This window comes from Streptomyces sp. NPDC055506, from assembly GCF_053643595.1.
Window position 1 is genome coordinate 3,315 of record NZ_JBSHKH010000098.1, and the last position, 17,753, is coordinate 21,067.

Below are 17,753 nucleotides of genomic sequence, written 5' to 3' on the forward strand. Positions count from 1 at the left end.
TTGTCTGGGGGCGCGGATCACACGATCCGCGCCCCTCTCCACTTTTGTGGCTCCCACCCGGCGGGTAAGGTTAGGTTAGCCTCACCGATCAACGGGACGGCACCAGAGAACGAAACCCCGCCGGGAGGTGAGCCGCGTGTACATCTGCAGTTGCTTCGGGATCACCGAGCAGCAGGTCAAGCAGCACGCGGACAGCGGCGCCTGCACTCCCCGCCAGATAGCCTCGGCCTGCAAGGCGGGCACGGACTGCGGGTCGTGTGTACGCCGTATCCAGGCGATCCTCGGCAGGGGCGCGTGCCCGCGCCGGGACATGGCCGACCGGGGCGAACCGGTGCTCTCGGACCTGTCGGATCTGGAGGACGCCGCCTAGGCGGGTCCTAGCTGGGCTGCTCGATCTGCTGCGCGATGTACAGCGCCTCGCCGAGCTTCTCGATGAGCTCGAGCTGCGTGTCCAGATAGTCGATGTGGTGCTCCTCGTCCTCGAGGATCGACTCGAAGAGGTTCGCCGACGTGATGTCGCCCTTGGTGCGCATCACCTCGATGCCCCGCTTGAGACGGTCGATCGCCTCGACCTCGACCTGCCGGTCGGCCTGGAACATCTCGGTGACCGTCTGGCCGACCCGGACATGGAAGAGCCGCTGGTAGTTGGGCAGACCGTCCAGCATGAGGATGCGCTCGGTGATCTTGTCCGCGTGCTTCATCTCATCGATGGACTCTTCACGCGTGTACTTGGCGAGCTTGGTCCAGCCTTTGTTGTCCTGGATCCGGTAGTGCAGCCAGTACTGGTTGATCGCCGTCAGCTCGCCGGTCAACTGCTCGTTCAGGAATTCGAGGACCTCGGGGTCGCCCTGCATCGCAGAGGCTCCTTCCACGCGTAAGAACTGGCAGGTTGCGCCGCATGATTCCACCGCGGAAGAAGATCGTCCAGTAAGTCTTCACTTAGTAAGTAAGGGCATGCTTAGTTCGTAATGCCCCGTTTTGGAATGGCCCGGGTCAGGGGCATCACCCGAGGTCTGTCAGGATGGACACATGGGTCAGCCGGTGGGACGCGAATCGGGAGAAGGGCGCGATTCAGCAGGAGCGACGCAGCCCGGGCTTCCGCCGGGACAGCGATTGCAGCGCGGCTGGCCGGTCACGCACTACGGGCCCGTCCCCAAGTTCCGGCCCGAGCGCTGGGAGTTCAGGGTCTTCGGCGCCACCGCCGGCGGCGGCAAGCACTGCTGGACCCACGAGGAGTTCACGGCCCTGCCGTACACCACCGTCGTGGCCGATCTGCACTGCGTCACCAAGTTCAGCATGCTGGGCGCCGAGTGGGGCGGGGTCCCCGCGCGCACGATCCTCGACATCGCTCCGCCCGCCGACGACGTCACCCATGTGATGGTGTGGGCCGAGTACGGATTCAGCTCCAACCTCCGGCTGTCCGACTTCGCCTCCGAGCAGGCCCTGTTCGCCACCCACAAGGACGGCGAACTCCTCACCGCCGAGCACGGCTTCCCGCTGCGCCTGATCGTGCCCCACCTGTACGCCTGGAAGGGCCCCAAGTGGGTGCGCGGCGTGGAGTACATGACGGCCGACCGGCGCGGCTTCTGGGAGGAGCGCGGCTACCACAACGTCGGCGACCCGTGGCAGGAGCAGCGCTACTCGTACCAGGAGGAGCCCGGGGACGGCCCCGACCTCTGACCTGAAGCTCTGAAGCCGTCAGCCGTCGCGCAGCTTCTTCAGCCGCTCCACGTCCGCCGCGTGCCCTTCCTTGCCGCCCGGCGTCTCGATGATCAGCGGTACGCCCTCGGTCGCGGGGTGCGTCATCAGGGCCCGGAACGGGTCTTCGCCGATGTGGCCGACGCCGATGTTCTCGTGCCGGTCCTTGTGCGCGCCCACCACGTCCTTGGAGTCGTTGGCGTGGATCAGCTTCAGCCGGCCCTCGCCGACCGTGTCCACCAGCAGGTCAAGCGTCTGGTGCATGCCGCTCGGGCCGGTCAGATCGTGCCCGGCGGCGAAGATGTGGCAGGTGTCCAGGCACACGCCGAGCATCGGGTGGGCGTCCAGTGCCTCGAAGTACGGGCCGAAGTCCCAGGTCCGCGAGCACAGCGAGGCGCCCTGGCCGGCGGTCGACTCCAGCAGCAGATACGGGTCGTCGTCATGGGTCAGCTCGTCCAGCAGCGGCAGCAGGTGCTCGCGCACCTGCTTCAGCGCCACGGACCGCTCCCGGCCGCCCGTCGCGCTGCCGGTGTGCACGACCACGCCCAGCGCCCCGATCTCCCGCCCGCGGCGCAGCGAGTGCCGCAGCGACTCCACCGACCGCTCCACCGTCGCCTCGGTGTGCGAGCCGAAGTTGATCAGGTAGGGGGCGTGCACGTACGCCGGGATCGACTCGGCCTCGCACGCCGCGCGGAACGCCTCGTCCTGCTTGGGGTTCCCGGCCGGTGTGGCCCAGCCGCGCGGGTTGGCCACGAAGACCTGGACGGTCTCCGCCTTCAGATCATGGGCGTACGACAGACCGACGGAGTGCAGCCCACCGGCCACGGGGACATGGCCGCCCACCGGGTTGCGGGAGGGGCCGGACAGCTGATTGTTCACCCGTTCAGGGTGTCATGCGCCCGGCCCTGCCCCGTCCACGGGCTCCCTGCCCGCGCTCGTCACCTGATCTTGATGGTGATCGTCGAACCCTTGGGCGCGGTCTGGCCGCCCTCGACGGACTGCCCCTTGACCTCGTCGCCGAACAGCCCGAGCAGACCGCGGTCCTCGTCGACCTGGAACCCGGCGCTCTCCAGCGCCCGCGTGGCGTCGTCGACGTTGTCACCGACCACGTCCGGGACCTCGATCATCTCGGGGCCCTTGGACAGCGTCAGCGTCACCGTGTCGCCCTCGGCCGCGCGGCCGCCGGCGTTCGGGGTCTGCTTGACGACCTGGCCCTTGTCGAACTCGGAGGAGTTGACCCGCTCGGTGGCGACCTTCACCTTGAGCCCGGCTTCCTGCAGCTGCGCCCGGGCGTCGGCTTCGTCCGCGCCGGTGAGGTCGGGGATGTCGATGGGGCTGCCCTTGCTCACGACCAGCGCGACGGCCGTGCCCGCGCGGACCTTCGTGCCGTCGGCGGGCCGCGCGGAGATCACCGAGCCCTTCGGCACGTCCTCGCTGAACTCCCGGGTGACCATGCCCGGCTCAAGACCGTCCTCCTTCAGCTGGGCCCGCGCCTTGGCCAGCTTCTGGCCCTCCAGGGCGGGCACCCGCACGGTCTCGGGGCCGTCGGAGACGGTGATGCTCACCGAGTCGTTGCCGCGGATGCGCGACCCGGCCTTCGGGTCGGAGCTGATGATCTGGCCCCGCTCCACGGTGTCGCTGTAGGCGTGCTCGACCTTGCCGAGATCGAGCCCGGCGTCCTCCAGCCGGCTCTCGGCCTCGGTCTGCGTCTTCGCCAGCAGCGGGGGGACCTCGGTGAACTGGCCCGAGTTGATGTACCAGATGCCGCCGCCGAGGCCCAGCACCAGCAGCACGGCGACGACGATCGCCAGCGGACCACGCCGGGACCCCGGGCGGCGCCGGGACGGCGGAGGCGGCGGGGACTCGAAACGGCTGGTGCGGTTGAGCGCCGCCTCGGACGTCTCGTCGTCCTCGTTGACCGGCAGCGGGCGCGGTGTGGTCAGCGCGCGCGGGATCACGCTCGTACGGTCGTCGGCGCCGTCGTGCTCCGCGGAGAGCGCCTGCGGCGGCACCATGTCCAACTGCTCCGCGCTCAGCCCGGCGCGCCCGTCGCGGACCTGCGCGAGCAGCGACACCGCGTCGTGCGGGCGGATATCAGGGGTGCGGGCGGTCGCCGAGGCGACCATCTCGTCCAGTTCGTAGGCCAGACCGGGCACGGCGGCCGACGGCGGCGGAACGTCCTCGTGCAGGTGCTTGTACAGGATCACGGCCGGGGAGTCCGCGTCGTGCGGCTTGTCGCCGGTCAGCATCTCGTAGAGCATCACCCCGCACGCGTACACGTCGACGCGGGGGTCCGCGGTGCCGTTCTCTATCTGCTCGGGCGCGAGGTACGCGACCGTGCCGAGCACGGTCCCCGTGGTGTTCGTCACCGTGTCCACGGCACGGACGAGTCCGAAGTCGGCGACCTTCACCCGGCCGTCGTCCCCTATCAGGACGTTCTCGGGCTTCATGTCCCGGTGCACGAACCCGGCGCGGTGGGCGGCGCCCAGCGCGGCCAGCACCGGCTCCAGGATGTCCAGGGCGGCCCGCGGCTGCAGGGCCCCGCGCTCGCGCAGCACGTCCCGCAGGGTGCAGCCCGCGACGTACTCCATGGCGAGATAGACGTAGGAGCCGTCGGTGCCCTGGTCGAAGACCTGCACCACGTTCGGATGGGCCAGTCGGGCGACGGACTTCGCCTCGCGGATGAACCGCTCGACGAATGAGCTGTCGACGGCGAGCGAGGGGTGCATCACCTTGAGCGCGAGAACGCGGTCCAGCCGGGTGTCCACAGCCCGGTAGACCGTCGCCATCCCGCCGACGGCGATCCGCGCGTCGATGCGATACCGGCCGTCGAGCACCTGCCCGACCAAGGGGTCCTGAAGGGTCGTGTCCACGGAGGCGAGTGTACGAGCCACGACCGACAGCCCGCCGCCCCGTCCGGATTCGCGCCGGTACTGCGACTGACCTGTGACGTGTGCCCTACCTGCCTGGCCTGCGGGCAGGCGTGCCGCTCGGGGCGGCACGGGTGGGCGGTGGGGGTCCCCCCGCTCGAGCGAAGCCGAGAGTGGGGGAGGCACCCCGCACCGCCGGGCCGCGGACCCACCCGACCTCAGCGGCCTCGCACAGCTACTGAAAAGCAGGTCGCTCCGGATCCAGCACAGCCATGCCCTCACCCGGCGACGACGCCTCCGCGAAATGCCGCCGCGGGATGCGCCCGGCCCGGTACGCCAGCCGTCCCGCCTCCACGGCATGCCGCATCGCGTCGGCCATCAGCACCGGCTCCTGCGCCCGCGTCACCGCCGAGGCGAGCATCACACCCGCGCAGCCCAGCTCCATCGCCAGCGCCGCGTCCGACGCCGTACCGGCGCCGGCGTCCAGGATCACCGGCACACGCGCGTGCTCGGTGATCAGCTGGAAGTTGTGCGGGTTGCGGATGCCGAGCCCGGAGCCGATCGGCGAGCCGAGCGGCATGATCGCCGCACAGCCGGCGTCCTCCAGCTTCCGCGCCAGCACGGGGTCGTCATTGGTGTACGGCAGCACCGTGAACCCGTCGTCGACCAGCGTCTCGGCCGCCTCCAGCGTCTCGATCGGGTCCGGCAGCAGCGTGCGCTCGTCGGCGATGACCTCCAGCTTGACCAGGTCCGTGCCGAGGGCCTCGCGCGCGAGACGGGCTGTGAGGACGGCCTCTCCGGCGGTGAAGCAGCCCGCCGTGTTGGGCAGCACCCGGATGCCGAGCCGGTCCAGGACGGAGAGCACGGAACCGTGCACCGAGGGGTTCACCCGGCGCATCGCGACCGTCGTCAGCTCCGTCCCCGAGGCGACCAGGGAACGCTCCAGCACGTCGAGGCTGGGAGCCCCGCCCGTACCCATGATCAGGCGGGACGTGAAGGACGTACCACCGAGGACAAACGGATCGTCGGCCATGGTCAGCCTCCTTGGACGGCGGTGAGGACTTCCACGCGGTCTCCCTCGGCGAGGGACGTGGCCGGCCACTGCGCGCGCGGGACGACGGTTTCGTTGAGGGCGGCGGCCACTCCGGAGGGTGAGGCGGTGAGCGACCTCACGACGGCGTCGAGAGCCGTGCCGGGCCGGACGTCCCGGGGCTCCCCGTTGACCGAGATGTTCATACGGGCTGCTCCGTGAGTGCGGTGGCGGTACTGAAGCGCTTCGGGGTGAAGGGACGGGCCTCCTCGGGGAGTTCGCCCGCCGTCAGGGCGTGCGCCATGGCGTCGCCGGTCACCGGGGTGAGCAGGACACCGTTGCGGTAGTGCCCGGTGGCCAGCAGCAGACTCTCGAGCCCGGTCGGGCCGAGCAGCGGCGCGTTGTCGGGGGAGCCGGGCCGCAGTCCTGCCCGGGTCTCCGTGAACGGCAGCTCGGTGATGCCGGGTACCAGCTCGTGCGCGTCGCGCAGCAGCTCGTACACGCCGCCCGCGGTCACGGTGGTGTCCCAGCCCGTTTCCTCGCTGGTCGCCCCGATGACCAGCTCGCCGCTCTCGCGCGGCACCAGATAGACATGGCTGCCGCGCACGACCGCGCGCACGGTCCGGCTCAGGAAGGGGCCGTGCCGCCCCGGCATGGTCAGCCGTACGACCTGCCCCTTCACCGGCCGCACGGGAGGCAGCACATCCTCGGGGACGCCCGCGAGCCGCCCGCTGAGGCTGCCCCCGGCCAGCACCACCTGCCCGGCGTCCAGGGCGGTCCCGTCGGCCGTGACGACGCCCGCTGCCCGGTCCCGTACGACGGTGAGGCGCTCCGCCCACGCCCGGTGGAAGACCACCCCCGCCCGCTCGCACGCCGTCGCCAGCGCCCCCGACAGCCGCCGCGGGTCGATCTGGTGGTCGCCGTCGACCCGCAGCCCGCCGCGCACGCCCGGCGCGAGCATCGGCTCCAGGCGACGGCACTCCCGCCCCGACAGCCACTGCGACTCCAGGCCGGACTGCTGCTGCAGGGCGTGGAGTTCGCGCAGATGCGCCCGGTCGTCGGCGTCCAGGGCGACGGCGAGCGTGCCGCAGCGGCGGTAGCCGAGGTCGTGGTCCGTGAGGTCGGTGAGCTCGGCGGCGAAGTCCGGATAGCGCCGGGCGGAGGCGAGGTTCAGGCCGAGCAGGGTCTGCTCGCCGTAGTGCAGTTCCGTGACGGCGGCCAGCATGCCGGCCGCCACCTGTGCTGCCCCGCCGCCCGGCTCGGGGTCCACCACGGCCGTGGCGAGCCCGCGTTGTGCGGCCCGCCACGCGGTGACCAGGCCGATGATGCCGCCCCCGATGACGAGGACGTCTGACGTTCGCGTACGCGACATGGGCGTCCAGCCCCTCCCTTCGCCGGCATGACCCGGATCAGGTTCGTACGGTCGGAGGCCGCCAGCCTCCCTCTCAGCCCGGTGCGTCCGGGCTCCCGCGAGTGCTCTACGTTGGCCACCCTAGCCCGATGCCGTATGCCGCAGTAAGGGAGCCTCAGCGCATGGCCCGATCCCTCGATGGTCTTCTCCTCGCCCCGGTCGCCGACCAGGCGCCTGGCCAGGTGGGGACCCGCACCCGGTTCACGTACCACGAGAAGGACGGCGAGATCTGGGCCGAGTACACCGGCGGCGACGTCGTACGCGGCCACCTCGTGGGTACCCGGGAAGGTGACCGGCTGGACTTCCGGTACGTACAGCTCAAGCAGGACGGAACCACCTCCTCGGGGCACTGTGTGTCGACGGTCGTGGAGCTGCCCGGCGGGCGGGTGCGGCTGGAGGAGACGTGGGAGTGGGAGTCGCAGCAGGGCAGCGGGACGAGCGTTGTGGAGCAGGTCACTGCGCATGAGCACTGACTGACAAAACGTCAGGTGTCTATGGTGATCAGGTGAGCGAGCAGACGCAGGAAGCAGGTCCGTCCGCGCCGCGGCGCGTGGTCGTGGCGGGTGCGGGCATGGCCGGTGTGCAGACCGCGGTCGCCCTGCGGGAGCAGGGCTTCACCGGCACCGTGGTCCTCCTCGGCGCCGAGCCCCACCAGCCCTACGACCGGCCCCCGTTGTCCAAGGCCGTCCTGCTGGGCAAGGCCGAGGGCTCCGCCTTCGACCTCGACTTCGAGGCCCTCGGCATCGAGCTGCGACTCGGCTGCGAGGTGCTGGGCCTGCGCCCCGGCGACCACGAGCTGGACACCGAGGACGGGCCTGTGCCGTACGACGCCCTCGTCGTCGCGACCGGCGCCGAACCGGTCCGGCTGCCCGGCGCGGAGGGCGTGCCGGGCGTGCATCTGCTGCGCACCCTGGACGACGCCGAGCGGCTGCGGCCCGTGCTGGCCCGCAAGCACGACATCGTGGTCGTCGGCGCGGGCTGGATCGGCGCCGAGTTCGCCACCGCCGCGCGCGAGGCCGGCTGCGCGGTGACCGTCGTGGAGGCCGCCGAACGGCCGCTCGCCGGGGCACTGCCCGCCGAGGTCGCGGCCCCGATGGCCGGCTGGTACGCCGACGCGGGCGCGGTGCTGCGCACCCACGCGCGCGTGGCGCGCGTCGAGCCCGGGGCGGTGCTCCTCGACGATGGCACCCGGCTGCCCGCGGGCGCGGTCGTGGTCGGCATCGGCGCCCGCCCCGCCACGGCGTGGCTGGCCGGTTCCGGAGTGGAGCTCGGTCCTCAGGGCGAGATCATCTCCGACCAGCACCTGCGGACCTCGGCGCCGGACGTGTACGCCGTCGGCGACTGCGCATCCTTCCCCTCGGGGCGGTACGGCGAGCGCCTCCTGGTGCACCACTGGGACAACGCACTCCAGGGGCCGCGCACGGTGGCCCTGAACATCGTCGGCCGGGCCTCGGGGGAGACCCCGGCGGTGTACGACCCGGTGCCGTACTTCTGGTCCGAGCAGTTCGGGCGGTTCGTGCAGTACGCCGGACACCACGCCGGCGCCGACACGACCCTGTGGCGGGGCGACCCGGCCGGGCCGGCCTGGACGGTCTGCTGGCTCCGCGGGGACCGGCTGGTCGCCCTGCTGGCGGTGGGCCGGCCCCGGGACCTGGCGCAGGGGCGTCGCCTGATCGAGTCGGGCGCCGCCATGAATCCGGTACTGCTGGAGGACCCGGCGAGGCCGCTGAAGGCGGCGACGGCGTAGCTGTCCGGGGCGCTGTCGGGGGGCCTGTTGTCCGCCCAGGTGGGCCGGGCTGACTTCCGACTGTCAGTGGCGGATGGCAGGCTGGTTTCCGTGACCGAGATTGACGCAAAGATCGATGCTCTCGTCCCCGCCTGGCTCACCCTCCCCGACATCGCCGAACAGTTCGGTGTCGAGGTGACGCGTGTGCGGCAGCTGGTCAAGGACGGCCAGCTCATCGCCGTACGCCGAGGTGAGAACCGCGCGCTGCACGTCCCCGCCGCCTTCATCGACGGGGAGAAGGTCGTCAAGGGCCTGTCCGGGACCCTGACGCTCCTGCGGGACGACGGCTTCACGGACGAGGAGATGCTGGAGTGGCTCTTCACCCCCGACCCGAGCCTGCCCGGCACCCCGGCGCAGGCACTGAGTGAGAATCGCGGCACGGAGGTGAAGCGCCGCGCCCAGGCGCTCGCGGTCTGACCCGACCTCGACCGAACAAACCGTCCGGTGCCGTGCGAGCGGGGCCGGACCCGAAGATCTGCCCGGTGTGAGGGCCGGGGCCCGTGGGGCCACGGTCCGGGGGTGGCTCGCGCCCGCTCGGGGCGTGGGCCACCGCCCGCCCGGCGCCGACACCGGCACGGGCGCCCTGGGTGCCCGGCAATTCCACAGGCCCGGGTGCCTCTCGCGCCCTTATGCCACCGGCTCGGGTGCGACTCGCGCCCGTTCACCACAGGCCCGGGTGCGACTCGGGCCGTTACGCCACCGGCCCGGGTGCGTCTCGCACCTGGGTGCCACCGGTCCGGGTGCGACTCGCGCCCGTACGCCACCGCCACCGGCACGGGTGTCCGCACCCGCACGCCACCGACACCCAGGGGGTCACGCATGCCCGACACCGCCACCACCGCACGGGCCCAGCTCGCCGACGCCCGGGTCTACCTCTGCACCGACGCCCGCAAGCGGCAGGGCGATCTCGAGGAGTTCCTCGATGCCGTGCTGGCCGGCGGGGTCGACATCGTGCAGTTGCGGGACAAGGGCATGGAGGCGGGCGAGGAGCTGGAGCACCTGGCGGTATTCGCCGACGCCTGCGCCCGGCACGGCAAGCTCCTCGCGGTGAACGACCGCGCCGACGTCGCCCACGCCGCCGGCTCCGACGTGCTGCACCTCGGCCAGGGCGACCTCCCGGTCCCGTCGGCCCGCGCGATCCTCGGCGACGACGTCCTGATCGGCCGCTCCACGCACGCCGAGACCGAGGCCGCCGCGGCCGCCGCCCAGGACGGCGTGGACTACTTCTGCACCGGCCCGTGCTGGCCCACCCCCACCAAGCCCGGCCGCCACGCCCCCGGCCTGGACCTGGTCCGGTACACCGCCGCCCTCGGCACCGACCGCCCCTGGTTCGCCATCGGCGGCATCGACCTCGGCAACCTCGACCAGATCCTGGAGGCGGGCGCCCGGCGCGCCGTCGTCGTACGGGCGATCACCGAGGCCGACGACCCGGGAGCGGCGGCCACCGAGTTCGCGAAGAGGCTGCGGGAGAAGTAGTCCGACGGTCGGACGGATGTCCAAGGGGTGGACAGCAAGTACACAAATCGGGCAAATATCGATGCCCGGTTGGGTGACCGACCGCCCCTGGCTAACCTGCCGGTATGGCCCTCGGCACCGCATCCATCAGGTCGGACCACGCACGCACCGTCCGAGACATGCTCGCGACAGGCAAGACGACGTACTCGTTCGAGTTCTACGCGCCCAAGACCCCGAAGGGCGAGCGGAACCTGTGGAACGCCCTGCGCCGGGTCGAGGCGGTGGCGCCCGACTTCGTCTCCGTGACCTACGGCGCGGGCGGTTCCACCCGCGCGGGCACGGTCAAGGCGACCGAGGCGATCGCCTCCGACACCACCCTCACCCCGATCGCGCACCTCACGGCCGTCGACCACTCGGTCGCCGACCTGCGCAACATCATCGGCCAGTACGCCGACGCCGGGATCCGCAACATGCTCGCCCTGCGCGGCGACCCGCCCGGCGACCCGATGGGCGACTGGGTGCCGCACCCGCGCGGGCTCGCCTACGCTGCCGAACTGGTCGAGCTGATCAAGGCGTCCGGCGACTTCTGCGTGGGCGTCGCCGCCTTCCCCGCGATGCACCCGCGTTCCAGCGACTGGGACGCCGACGTCCGCCACTTCGTGGACAAGTGCCGCGCGGGCGCGGACTACGCGATCACGCAGATGTTCTTCCAGCCGGAGGACTACCTGCGGCTGCGCGACCGGGTCGCGGCAGCGGGCTGTGACACCCCGATCATCCCCGAGATCATGCCGATCGCCAGTGTGAAGTCGCTGGCGCGGATCCCCTCCCTCACCAACGCCGTGTTCCCGGCCGCCCTGAAAGAGCGGATCCTCACAGCAAAAGACGATCCGGCCGCTGTACGCTCCATTGGGATCGAATTCGCCACGGAGTTCTGTGCTCGGCTGCTCGCCGAGGGAGTGCCCGGCTTGCACTTCATCACGCTCAACAACTCCACGGCGACCCTGGAAATCTACGAGAACCTGGGCCTGCACCACCCATCGCAGGCCTAGACCGTTCGCACCGGTATACGACACACTGCGTAGCGGCCACTGGGAGAGGGGCGAACATGGGCTGGGCGGTCCTCTACATCGCGTTCGGCGTCGTCGCGCTGTGGCTGCTGGGCGAGGTGCTGTTGCAGTACAAGGCGCGGCTGCGCTGGCGGCTGCTGGCCTTCGCCGGCTTCCTCGGCGTCGTCGTCGGTGTCCTGATCCCGTCGGTCGTCGTGATCGGACTGGGCGCGGCCGCCTTCGCGGTCGGGCAGACCTACGTCACCCTGTCGTTCCGCAGCGGCTTCGCGGCCGGCTGGGCGATGAACGCCCCGATGCTGGGCGGCAGCAAGCGCGGCCGCGGTGAGCGGGGCCGCCAGGAGCCGACCCTCGAGGTCTCCGGCCTGGAGACGGCGGGCGGCGGCTACGGCGACGAGGGCGGCGACTACCGTCACGACGCCGCCTCCTACGGCCAGAGCGACGACTACGACCGCGACGACGTCTTCACCCCCGCCCGCCCGGTCCAGCCGACGGCCGCCGAGACCACCGCCGTGTACGAGCCGCAGCCCATCCCGGACGACACCGGCTCCTACGGCGTCTACGGCGACACCGGCTACCAGCAGGGCCCGCCGCACGACCAGTACGCCGCCACGGCCCAGGGCACCGACCAGTCCTACGCCTACGACTACTCGGGCTACGGCCAGCAGCAGGGCTACGACGCCACGGGCCAGCAGCAGTACGCCGCCTACTCCGACCCGTACGTCGGCAATTCCGCCTACGGCGGGACCTCGTACGACACCGGCTACGGCGACCAGCAGTACTACGGCCAGCAGCAGGGCTACGGTCAGGACCAGTACGCCGGCACCTACGGAGGCGAGTCCCCGCCCGGCGGTGTGTGGGTCCCGCAGCAGCGCACCGACGAGTACGGGCAGGAGCTGCCGCCGGAGCAGCCGTACCCCTACCAGGGCAACGGGCAGCAGCAGCCGCAGGGCAACGGATTCGACGAGCAGTACCGTTTCTGAAGCCTGAACCCCGCCGGGGGCGGTGGGCTCACTGGGAGCCCCGGAAGCCCGGCCCCTCCACGATCAGTCCCGCGACCAGCGCGCCCGACATGCCCGCGTGCGGCAGTCCGCCGCCGGGGTGCGCCCAGCCGCCGACGGTGAACAGGCCGGGTACGCGCGTGCTGTTGGACGGATGCAGCAATCGCCCGTCGGCCGCCGCCAGCGCCTGTACCGGCACGGCCCCGCCCTCCGCGCCGGTCGCCTCGGCGATGTCGGCCGGGGTGCGCACGTCGTGCCACAGGAGACGGTCGCGCAGGTCGGGTACGGCCCGTTCGGCGACGCCGATCATGGTGTCGGCCAGGTCGTCGTAGGACGCCTGGCGCCCCTCGGGCCGGGCGGGCACCACCGTCGTGAGGGTGACCGCCTCGTGCTCCCGGTCCGGGACCAGTGCCGGGTCGTCCGGCCGCAGGACCGTGACCGTGGGCTGCGCCGCCGCCCCCGCGGTGCCGAACAGGGCGTCCAGCTCGGCCTCCCGGTCCGCCGCGTGCACCACCGTGCGGTGTGCCGTGCCCTCGGGACGGCCGCCGCGCAGGCCCAGCAGCACTGAGAGCCGACTGGCGGACGCGGGCTGCGGCAACACCTCGCCGTCGCCCCGCACCACGGTCCCCGTCGTCAGCCGGTCCAGAGTGCCGGGCGCGACACCGGCGACCACGAAGTCCGCCTCCGCGACCGTCCCGTCGGCGAGCTCCACCCCCGACGCCCGCCCGTCCTTCTCCAGCACCCCGGTCACGTCGGCGCCGAAACGGAACTCGACCTTTCTGGCCACGCACCGCTCGTACACCGCCCGCGCCAGCTCGCGCAGGCCCCCGCGCACGTACCAGACACCGAAGGCGTGCTCCATGTACGGCAGTACGGCCGCGCTCGCCGGGGTGACCCGCGGGTCCAGGCCCTGGGTGAGGGCGTGGCTCTCCAGCAGGGCGGCGAGCCGGGGGTCGCGCAGCTCCCAGGCGCCGATCTCGGCGAGCGTCCCGGCCCGGCGGGTGCGGAGCAGCCGCTTGTGGGGCACCGCCGGGTAGGGCTCGCGCTCGGCCAGCACCTGCCAGTTCGGCCACAGCGGCTCCTCCAGGAGCGGGCGGCGGGTCCGGTCCCAGGCCTCGCGGGCGCGGACCAGGAAGTCGCCCCACCGGGCCCCGGTGCCCGGGCCGAGGCCCTCGTCCAGGGCGGTGACGACGCCCGCGCGCGAGGCGTTCGGCAGCGACACCCCGGTGCCGTCCGCGAACACATGCCGGGACGAGGGGTCGACCTGGACCAGCTCGACGCACGCCTCCAGCGGCTCCTTGCCGGTCTTGACGAACAGATCGCGATAGACGGCCGGCAGCGGGAGCAGGCCGGGGCCCGTGTCGAAGGAGAATCCGTCACGCTCGAAGCGGCGCAGCGCTCCGCCGTACGTGTCCGTCCGCTCGTACACCACCACCCGGTGGCCCGCTACGGCCAGCCGGGCGGCAGCCGTCAGCGCGCCCATCCCGGCGCCGATCACCGCAATCCGTGCCATGCGAAGGACTCTATCCGCCCCCACTGACAGAGCGTTCTGGTGCCGCGTGCGCAGGGCTGAGTACCAGTACCTAGTGGGGGAGTTGAGTACGCGCGCGGATGGGGGACGGCCGGCGGGAACGAGAGAGTGGAGCCACGGAAAGGGGCACGGCTCCGGCACCGGCGACACGGGGCGCCGGAACGGGGCCGGCCCGCGATCCGCTCCTTCCGCCGGCCTTGTCGGCGGGAGCGAGACACGGGGGAGAACCGGGGGACGACCGCACGGGGGTCCTGCGGGGGACGCACGGGGGAGCAGGAAAAGAGGGGGAGCAGGGAAGGCGCCGGTTCGAGGTGGCCCGCGGGGGACGCGGCCACAGCGGACCGGCGCCTTCACGTCCGCGCCTGCCGCGTCCTCAGCGGCAGCCGCTCACCCTCCCCTGGAGCAGCCGGGACAGTGCCGCGTGGACGTCGTCCAGGGAGCGCTCCGGCTGGAAGGACTTCCAGTCGAGCGCGGCGACCAGGACCATGCCGACCAGCGCGGACGCGGTCAGCGGGACGTCGATCTCCTCGCTGAACTCGCCGCCCGCGACGCCGTCGCGCAGTACGCCCTCCACGACCGCGACGGCCTGCTGCCTGACCACCATCAACGTGGACTGCCAGGTCCGGTTGGTGCGCCACAGCTCGGCCACGTACAGCTGGGTGAAGGCCGGGTAGCGGTCGATGAAGACCAGGCCCGCGCGGATCATCGCGTCCAGCGCGTCCACCTTGGTGCCGCCCTCCCGGGCGGTCCGCTCGGCCGCTTCCCGGAGGGAGGCGGTGAGGAGGCCCACTCCGTGCCGCAGCAGCTCCTCGAAGAGGACGGACTTGCTCGCGAAGTTGTAGTAGACCGTGCCCTTCGCGACCCCGGCACGCTCGGCGATCTCGTCCACGGTCGTGGCGGAGAAGCCCTGCTCGGCGATGAGCGTGACGGCCGCCTCGTAGAGCTTCTGCCGGGTGGCCTCGCGGCGCGTGCTGCCGCCCGACGTTGCACTGCTGCTTTCCATGGCCCTGATTGTCACAGGAACCTTTCCGGGAGACGCGACGGAAGGGCTCACAGGCTCAGCTCCGGGTGCAGCCGGTCCAGGGTCCACACCTGGCGGCGGCGGGCCGCCACGGCGGTCAGCGCGAGGGCGCCCGCGGTGAACGCCGTGAGCACCACGCACGCGTGCCACACGGGTTCCAGACCGCCGCCCGTGATGAGCCTCCTGAGGGCCTCCACGACGTAGCTCATCGGCAGGAAGGGGTGGAGCGCGTTGAAGAAGCCGGGACTGGTCTGCACGGGGTACGTGCCGCCCGCCGACGTCAGCTGGAGCATCAGCAGGGCGAGGACGAGGATCCGGCCCGCCGCCCCGAAGCGCGCGTTCAGCCACTGCACGATCGCCGCGAAGCACGCCGTCACCAGGAACAGGAAGCCCACCGTCCCGGCCGCCCGCGCCATCTCCAGGCCGACGGCCCAGTGCAGCACCGACATCAGGGCCACCGTCTGGAGCACCCCGATCGCCACCACCGGCAGCCAGCCGGCCAGCGCGATCCGCCACGCCGAGGCGCCCGCGGCGAGCGCGCGCCGGTTCATCGGCGTGATCAGCATGTACGCCACCATCGCGCCCACCCACAGCGACAGCGGGATGAAGTACGGGGCGAAGCCGGTGCCGTAGTTGGGCGCCTTGTGCAGGTCCTGGGAGGCGAGCCGCACGGGGTCGGCCATGACCTCGGTGCGCCGGTCGCGGTCCTGCTTGTCGTAGTCGGGGATCTGCTCGGCCCCGTCGTGCAGTCCGCCGGCCAGCTTCCCGGAGCCGCCGACGAGCTTGTACATGCCGCCGTTGAGGTCGTCCGCGCCGGTCTTCAGATCGCCGACGCCCTTGTCGAGGTCGGTGGCACCGGTCTTGGCCGTGCCGATGCCCTTGTGCAGCTTCTTCGCGCCCGCGGCGACCTGGGTCGCCCCGTCGTTCAGCTTGTTGATCTTCTTGACGGCGTCGTCGAGGTCCTCGGAGAGGTGCGGCGCGCGGTCGGCGAGGGCCTGGGACTGCTTCTGGAGGGTGGCGAGGTTCTTGTCGAGCTTGGTCAGGTCGCCGTTCTGGTCAGCGATCAGCGTGTCGAGGTCGTCGGCGATGGTGGCCACGTCGGCGGCCGCGTCCCTGGCCTTCTTCAGGTCGGCGCAGGCGGCGTCGGGCAGGACGGGGTCGTCGCAGCGCCTGGCGTAGACGCCGTTGAGCGTGTCCGACGCCGTACGGGCGCCCTTGGCTGCGGCCGGGGCCCGCTCCGCCAGGGTGTCCAGGTGCTTGCGGATCACGCCGGAGGTGTCGGCGACGAGCTGGGCCGTGTCGCCGATGGTCTTCTCGTTGCCCTTCAGGAAGGGGCCCACCTTGCGGGCGTTCGTGTTGACCTTGTCGGCGAGAACCTGCGTGCCTTCCGCGACCCGCTTCGTGCCGTCCGCCACGTCGCCCGCGCCCGTGTTGAGCTTCTTCAGGCCCGTGGACAGCTTCCCGCTGCCGTCCTTGGCGTCCTTCAGGCCGTCGGCGAGGTCCTTGGAGCCCTTCTCGGCCTTCCCGATGCCGCCCTTGAGCTTGTCGGCGCCCTTCGCGGCTTTCACGGTCTCGCCGTGGATGTCGGAGAACGACACGAAGATCTTGTCCAGGAAGGACCGTGACGTCTTCGTGGACGCGGCCTGGCGCACCTCGCTGAACACCGTCCGGGAGATCTGCCCGACGATGTAGTTGTTCGCGTCGTTGGTGCGCACCTGGAGGGCGCCGGTCTCCGGGGACTTGCCGGAGCTGGATGCGATCCGCTCGCTGAAGTCGCCGGGCATGGTGAGCGACAGGTAGTAGGTGCCGTCCTCGACGCCCCTACGGGCCTCGGCCGCGCTCACCTCCTGCCAGTCGAAGGTCTCGCTGTCGCGCAGCCGCTCCGTGATGTCGTCGCCCGCCGTCACCTTCTTCCCGTCGGCGGTCGCCCCCTTGTCGTCGTTCACGAGCGCCACGGGGATACGGTCCAGCCGGCCGTAGGGGTCCCAGAACGACCACAGGTACAGCGCGCCGTACAGCAACGGCAGCACCAGCAGCGCGACCAGTGCGGCGCGCGGCAGCTTCCCCCGGCCGAAGCGGCGGAGCTCAAGCGCGGCCAGTCTCGGCGAGCGCATCGGCCTTCTCCTTGTCCTCGCTCTGATGGGTGTTCTGACGGGCGGACACCTTGACGGCGCCCTCGGGTGCCTCGCTGCACACCGCCACGACCGTCGTCCCGGCGTCGGCGAGGGACTTGAGCAGTGCCCAGACCTCGTCCCGCTCGCCGTCCGAGAGCTTGAGGTCGGTGTCGTCGACCCCGAGCAGCCGCGGCCGGGCCACGAGGGCGAGGGCGACCGACAGCCGCAGCGCCTCCAGGCGTTCCAGATCGCGTACGGCGGTACGGGGGCCCTTGGGCAACGCCTCCAGGTCGAGGCCGGCCGCGGTCAGTGCGGCGTCGACACGCTGCCTCGCCTCGGCCACCCGCTCGCCGCGGGGCCGCAGCAGCCCGCGCAGGGAGTCGCCGAACCGCCGCTGGAGCAGGGCCCGTTCGCGCAGGTGCTCGCCGACGGTAAGGGCCGGGTCGAGGTCCGTGACCCCGGGCACATGGGCCAGACCGCTGACGCGGCGCACCGCCGACAGCTGCTTGGGCAGCCTGGCCTCGCCGATGGCTGCCGTGCCCTCCGTGATCTTCATCCGGCCCGTCAGCGCGAGCAGCAGACACGTGCGGCCGGACCCGGACGGGCCCTCGACCGCGATGAGTGACCCCGGCTCGGCGTCGACGGACATCCCGCGGAACGCCCACCCGCGCGGCCCCTTGATCCCAAGGCCCTCGGCGGCGACCCGCACCCCTCCCGGTTGTTCCCCCACGGGGCTCCCCTGAATGTGAACCTGAAATTGAACTGACTGGTC

General features: G+C 71.8%; 18 protein-coding genes and 1 riboswitch. Of the genes, 8 read left to right on the forward strand and 10 right to left on the reverse strand.

Annotated elements, in window-relative coordinates; translation table 11 throughout:
- Positions 1-127 precede the first annotated feature (127 nt).
- On the forward strand, positions 128-370 hold the full coding sequence (locus ACWIF2_RS29315) for a bacterioferritin-associated ferredoxin (protein ID WP_399020723.1): 243 nt from the start codon (positions 128-130) through the stop codon (positions 368-370).
- 7 nt (positions 371-377) lie between these two features.
- Here ACWIF2_RS29315 and bfr read toward each other — a convergent pair whose 3' ends face one another.
- A complete protein-coding gene (gene bfr, locus ACWIF2_RS29320) occupies positions 378-854 on the reverse strand; it encodes a bacterioferritin (RefSeq protein ID WP_031107638.1) in 477 nt (158 codons plus the stop codon).
- Positions 855-1,029: 175 nt separating this feature from the next.
- On the opposite strand from bfr, the gene ACWIF2_RS29325 reads away from it, so the two are divergent.
- Positions 1,030-1,680, forward strand: a complete 651-nt coding sequence (locus tag ACWIF2_RS29325; RefSeq protein ID WP_215122006.1) for a sulfite oxidase-like oxidoreductase — start codon at positions 1,030-1,032, stop codon at positions 1,678-1,680.
- Positions 1,681-1,698: 18 nt separating this feature from the next.
- On the opposite strand, the gene ACWIF2_RS29330 is transcribed toward ACWIF2_RS29325, so the two are convergent.
- The 5 genes from ACWIF2_RS29330 to thiO form a co-directional block, all read right to left on the reverse strand.
- Positions 1,699-2,577, reverse strand: a complete 879-nt coding sequence (locus ACWIF2_RS29330; RefSeq protein ID WP_454363775.1) for a deoxyribonuclease IV — start codon at positions 2,575-2,577, stop codon at positions 1,699-1,701.
- Between the two features lie 59 nt (positions 2,578-2,636).
- Positions 2,637-4,571 (reverse strand): Stk1 family PASTA domain-containing Ser/Thr kinase, encoded by a 1,935-nt coding sequence (pknB, locus tag ACWIF2_RS29335; protein ID WP_454363776.1) that lies wholly within the window; start codon positions 4,569-4,571, stop codon positions 2,637-2,639.
- 232 nt (positions 4,572-4,803) lie between these two features.
- A complete protein-coding gene (locus ACWIF2_RS29340; protein ID WP_454363777.1) occupies positions 4,804-5,601 on the reverse strand; it encodes a thiazole synthase in 798 nt (265 codons plus the stop codon).
- A 2-nt stretch (positions 5,602-5,603) separates the two neighbouring features.
- On the reverse strand, positions 5,604-5,804 hold the full coding sequence (thiS, locus tag ACWIF2_RS29345; protein ID WP_454363778.1) for a sulfur carrier protein ThiS: 201 nt from the start codon (positions 5,802-5,804) through the stop codon (positions 5,604-5,606).
- Positions 5,801-6,970 (reverse strand): glycine oxidase ThiO, encoded by a 1,170-nt coding sequence (thiO, locus tag ACWIF2_RS29350; protein ID WP_454363779.1) that lies wholly within the window; start codon positions 6,968-6,970, stop codon positions 5,801-5,803. The genes thiS and thiO overlap by 4 nt, the downstream gene beginning before the upstream one ends.
- Positions 6,968-7,079, reverse strand: a riboswitch (TPP riboswitch). (Overlaps the previous gene by 3 nt.)
- 52 nt (positions 7,080-7,131) lie before the next feature.
- Here thiO and ACWIF2_RS29355 point away from each other — a divergent pair.
- From ACWIF2_RS29355 to ACWIF2_RS29380, 6 genes are all read left to right on the forward strand, one after another.
- The gene (locus ACWIF2_RS29355) at positions 7,132-7,482 is read left to right on the forward strand and encodes a hypothetical protein (RefSeq protein WP_454363780.1); all 351 of its coding nucleotides are present in this window, start codon (positions 7,132-7,134) and stop codon (positions 7,480-7,482) included.
- A 32-nt stretch (positions 7,483-7,514) separates the two neighbouring features.
- Complete coding sequence (locus tag ACWIF2_RS29360; protein ID WP_454363781.1) at positions 7,515-8,756, forward strand: NAD(P)/FAD-dependent oxidoreductase; 1,242 nt, start codon at positions 7,515-7,517, stop codon at positions 8,754-8,756.
- Positions 8,757-8,846: 90 nt separating this feature from the next.
- On the forward strand, positions 8,847-9,212 hold the full coding sequence (locus ACWIF2_RS29365) for an Rv2175c family DNA-binding protein (protein ID WP_386632340.1): 366 nt from the start codon (positions 8,847-8,849) through the stop codon (positions 9,210-9,212).
- Positions 9,213-9,614: 402 nt separating this feature from the next.
- The gene (gene thiE, locus ACWIF2_RS29370) at positions 9,615-10,271 is read left to right on the forward strand and encodes a thiamine phosphate synthase (protein ID WP_454363782.1); all 657 of its coding nucleotides are present in this window, start codon (positions 9,615-9,617) and stop codon (positions 10,269-10,271) included.
- 104 nt (positions 10,272-10,375) lie between these two features.
- Entirely contained in the window at positions 10,376-11,299 is a 924-nt protein-coding gene (gene metF / locus ACWIF2_RS29375; protein ID WP_454363783.1) for a methylenetetrahydrofolate reductase [NAD(P)H], read from the forward strand.
- 56 nt (positions 11,300-11,355) lie between these two features.
- Complete coding sequence (locus ACWIF2_RS29380) at positions 11,356-12,297, forward strand: SCO2102 family sporulation regulator (RefSeq protein ID WP_454363784.1); 942 nt, start codon at positions 11,356-11,358, stop codon at positions 12,295-12,297.
- 28 nt (positions 12,298-12,325) lie between these two features.
- Here the strand turns inward: ACWIF2_RS29380 and ACWIF2_RS29385 are convergent, their stop codons facing one another.
- From ACWIF2_RS29385 to ACWIF2_RS29400, 4 genes are all read right to left on the reverse strand, one after another.
- Positions 12,326-13,828, reverse strand: a complete 1,503-nt coding sequence (locus ACWIF2_RS29385) for a phytoene desaturase family protein (RefSeq protein WP_454363785.1) — start codon at positions 13,826-13,828, stop codon at positions 12,326-12,328.
- Positions 13,829-14,219: 391 nt separating this feature from the next.
- On the reverse strand, positions 14,220-14,849 hold the full coding sequence (locus ACWIF2_RS29390; protein ID WP_454363786.1) for a TetR/AcrR family transcriptional regulator: 630 nt from the start codon (positions 14,847-14,849) through the stop codon (positions 14,220-14,222).
- A gap of 47 nt (positions 14,850-14,896) precedes the next feature.
- On the reverse strand, positions 14,897-16,981 hold the full coding sequence (locus ACWIF2_RS29395) for a YhgE/Pip family protein (RefSeq protein WP_454363787.1): 2,085 nt from the start codon (positions 16,979-16,981) through the stop codon (positions 14,897-14,899).
- On the reverse strand, positions 16,953-17,711 hold the full coding sequence (locus ACWIF2_RS29400; protein ID WP_454363788.1) for an ATP-binding cassette domain-containing protein: 759 nt from the start codon (positions 17,709-17,711) through the stop codon (positions 16,953-16,955). Before ACWIF2_RS29400 ends, ACWIF2_RS29395 begins: the two co-directional genes overlap by 29 nt.
- Positions 17,712-17,753 lie beyond the last annotated feature (42 nt).

What these genes read in the sequence shown, in the direction of transcription:
- ACWIF2_RS29355 (WP_454363780.1), top strand. Translation starts at nt 7,132, where the DNA reads ATGGCCCGATCCCTCGATGGTCTTCTCCTCGCCCCGGTCGCCGACCAG.
- ACWIF2_RS29395 (WP_454363787.1), bottom strand. Translation starts at nt 16,981, where the DNA reads ATGCGCTCGCCGAGACTGGCCGCGCTTGAGCTCCGCCGCTTCGGCCGG.
- ACWIF2_RS29390 (WP_454363786.1), bottom strand. Translation starts at nt 14,849, where the DNA reads ATGGAAAGCAGCAGTGCAACGTCGGGCGGCAGCACGCGCCGCGAGGCC.
- ACWIF2_RS29340 (WP_454363777.1), bottom strand. Translation starts at nt 5,601, where the DNA reads ATGGCCGACGATCCGTTTGTCCTCGGTGGTACGTCCTTCACGTCCCGC.
- metF (WP_454363783.1), top strand. Translation starts at nt 10,376, where the DNA reads ATGGCCCTCGGCACCGCATCCATCAGGTCGGACCACGCACGCACCGTC.
- bfr (WP_031107638.1), bottom strand. Translation starts at nt 854, where the DNA reads ATGCAGGGCGACCCCGAGGTCCTCGAATTCCTGAACGAGCAGTTGACC.
- thiO (WP_454363779.1), bottom strand. Translation starts at nt 6,970, where the DNA reads ATGTCGCGTACGCGAACGTCAGACGTCCTCGTCATCGGGGGCGGCATC.
- ACWIF2_RS29380 (WP_454363784.1), top strand. Translation starts at nt 11,356, where the DNA reads ATGGGCTGGGCGGTCCTCTACATCGCGTTCGGCGTCGTCGCGCTGTGG.
- thiE (WP_454363782.1), top strand. Translation starts at nt 9,615, where the DNA reads ATGCCCGACACCGCCACCACCGCACGGGCCCAGCTCGCCGACGCCCGG.
- ACWIF2_RS29385 (WP_454363785.1), bottom strand. Translation starts at nt 13,828, where the DNA reads ATGGCACGGATTGCGGTGATCGGCGCCGGGATGGGCGCGCTGACGGCT.
- thiS (WP_454363778.1), bottom strand. Translation starts at nt 5,804, where the DNA reads ATGAACATCTCGGTCAACGGGGAGCCCCGGGACGTCCGGCCCGGCACG.
- ACWIF2_RS29325 (WP_215122006.1), top strand. Translation starts at nt 1,030, where the DNA reads ATGGGTCAGCCGGTGGGACGCGAATCGGGAGAAGGGCGCGATTCAGCA.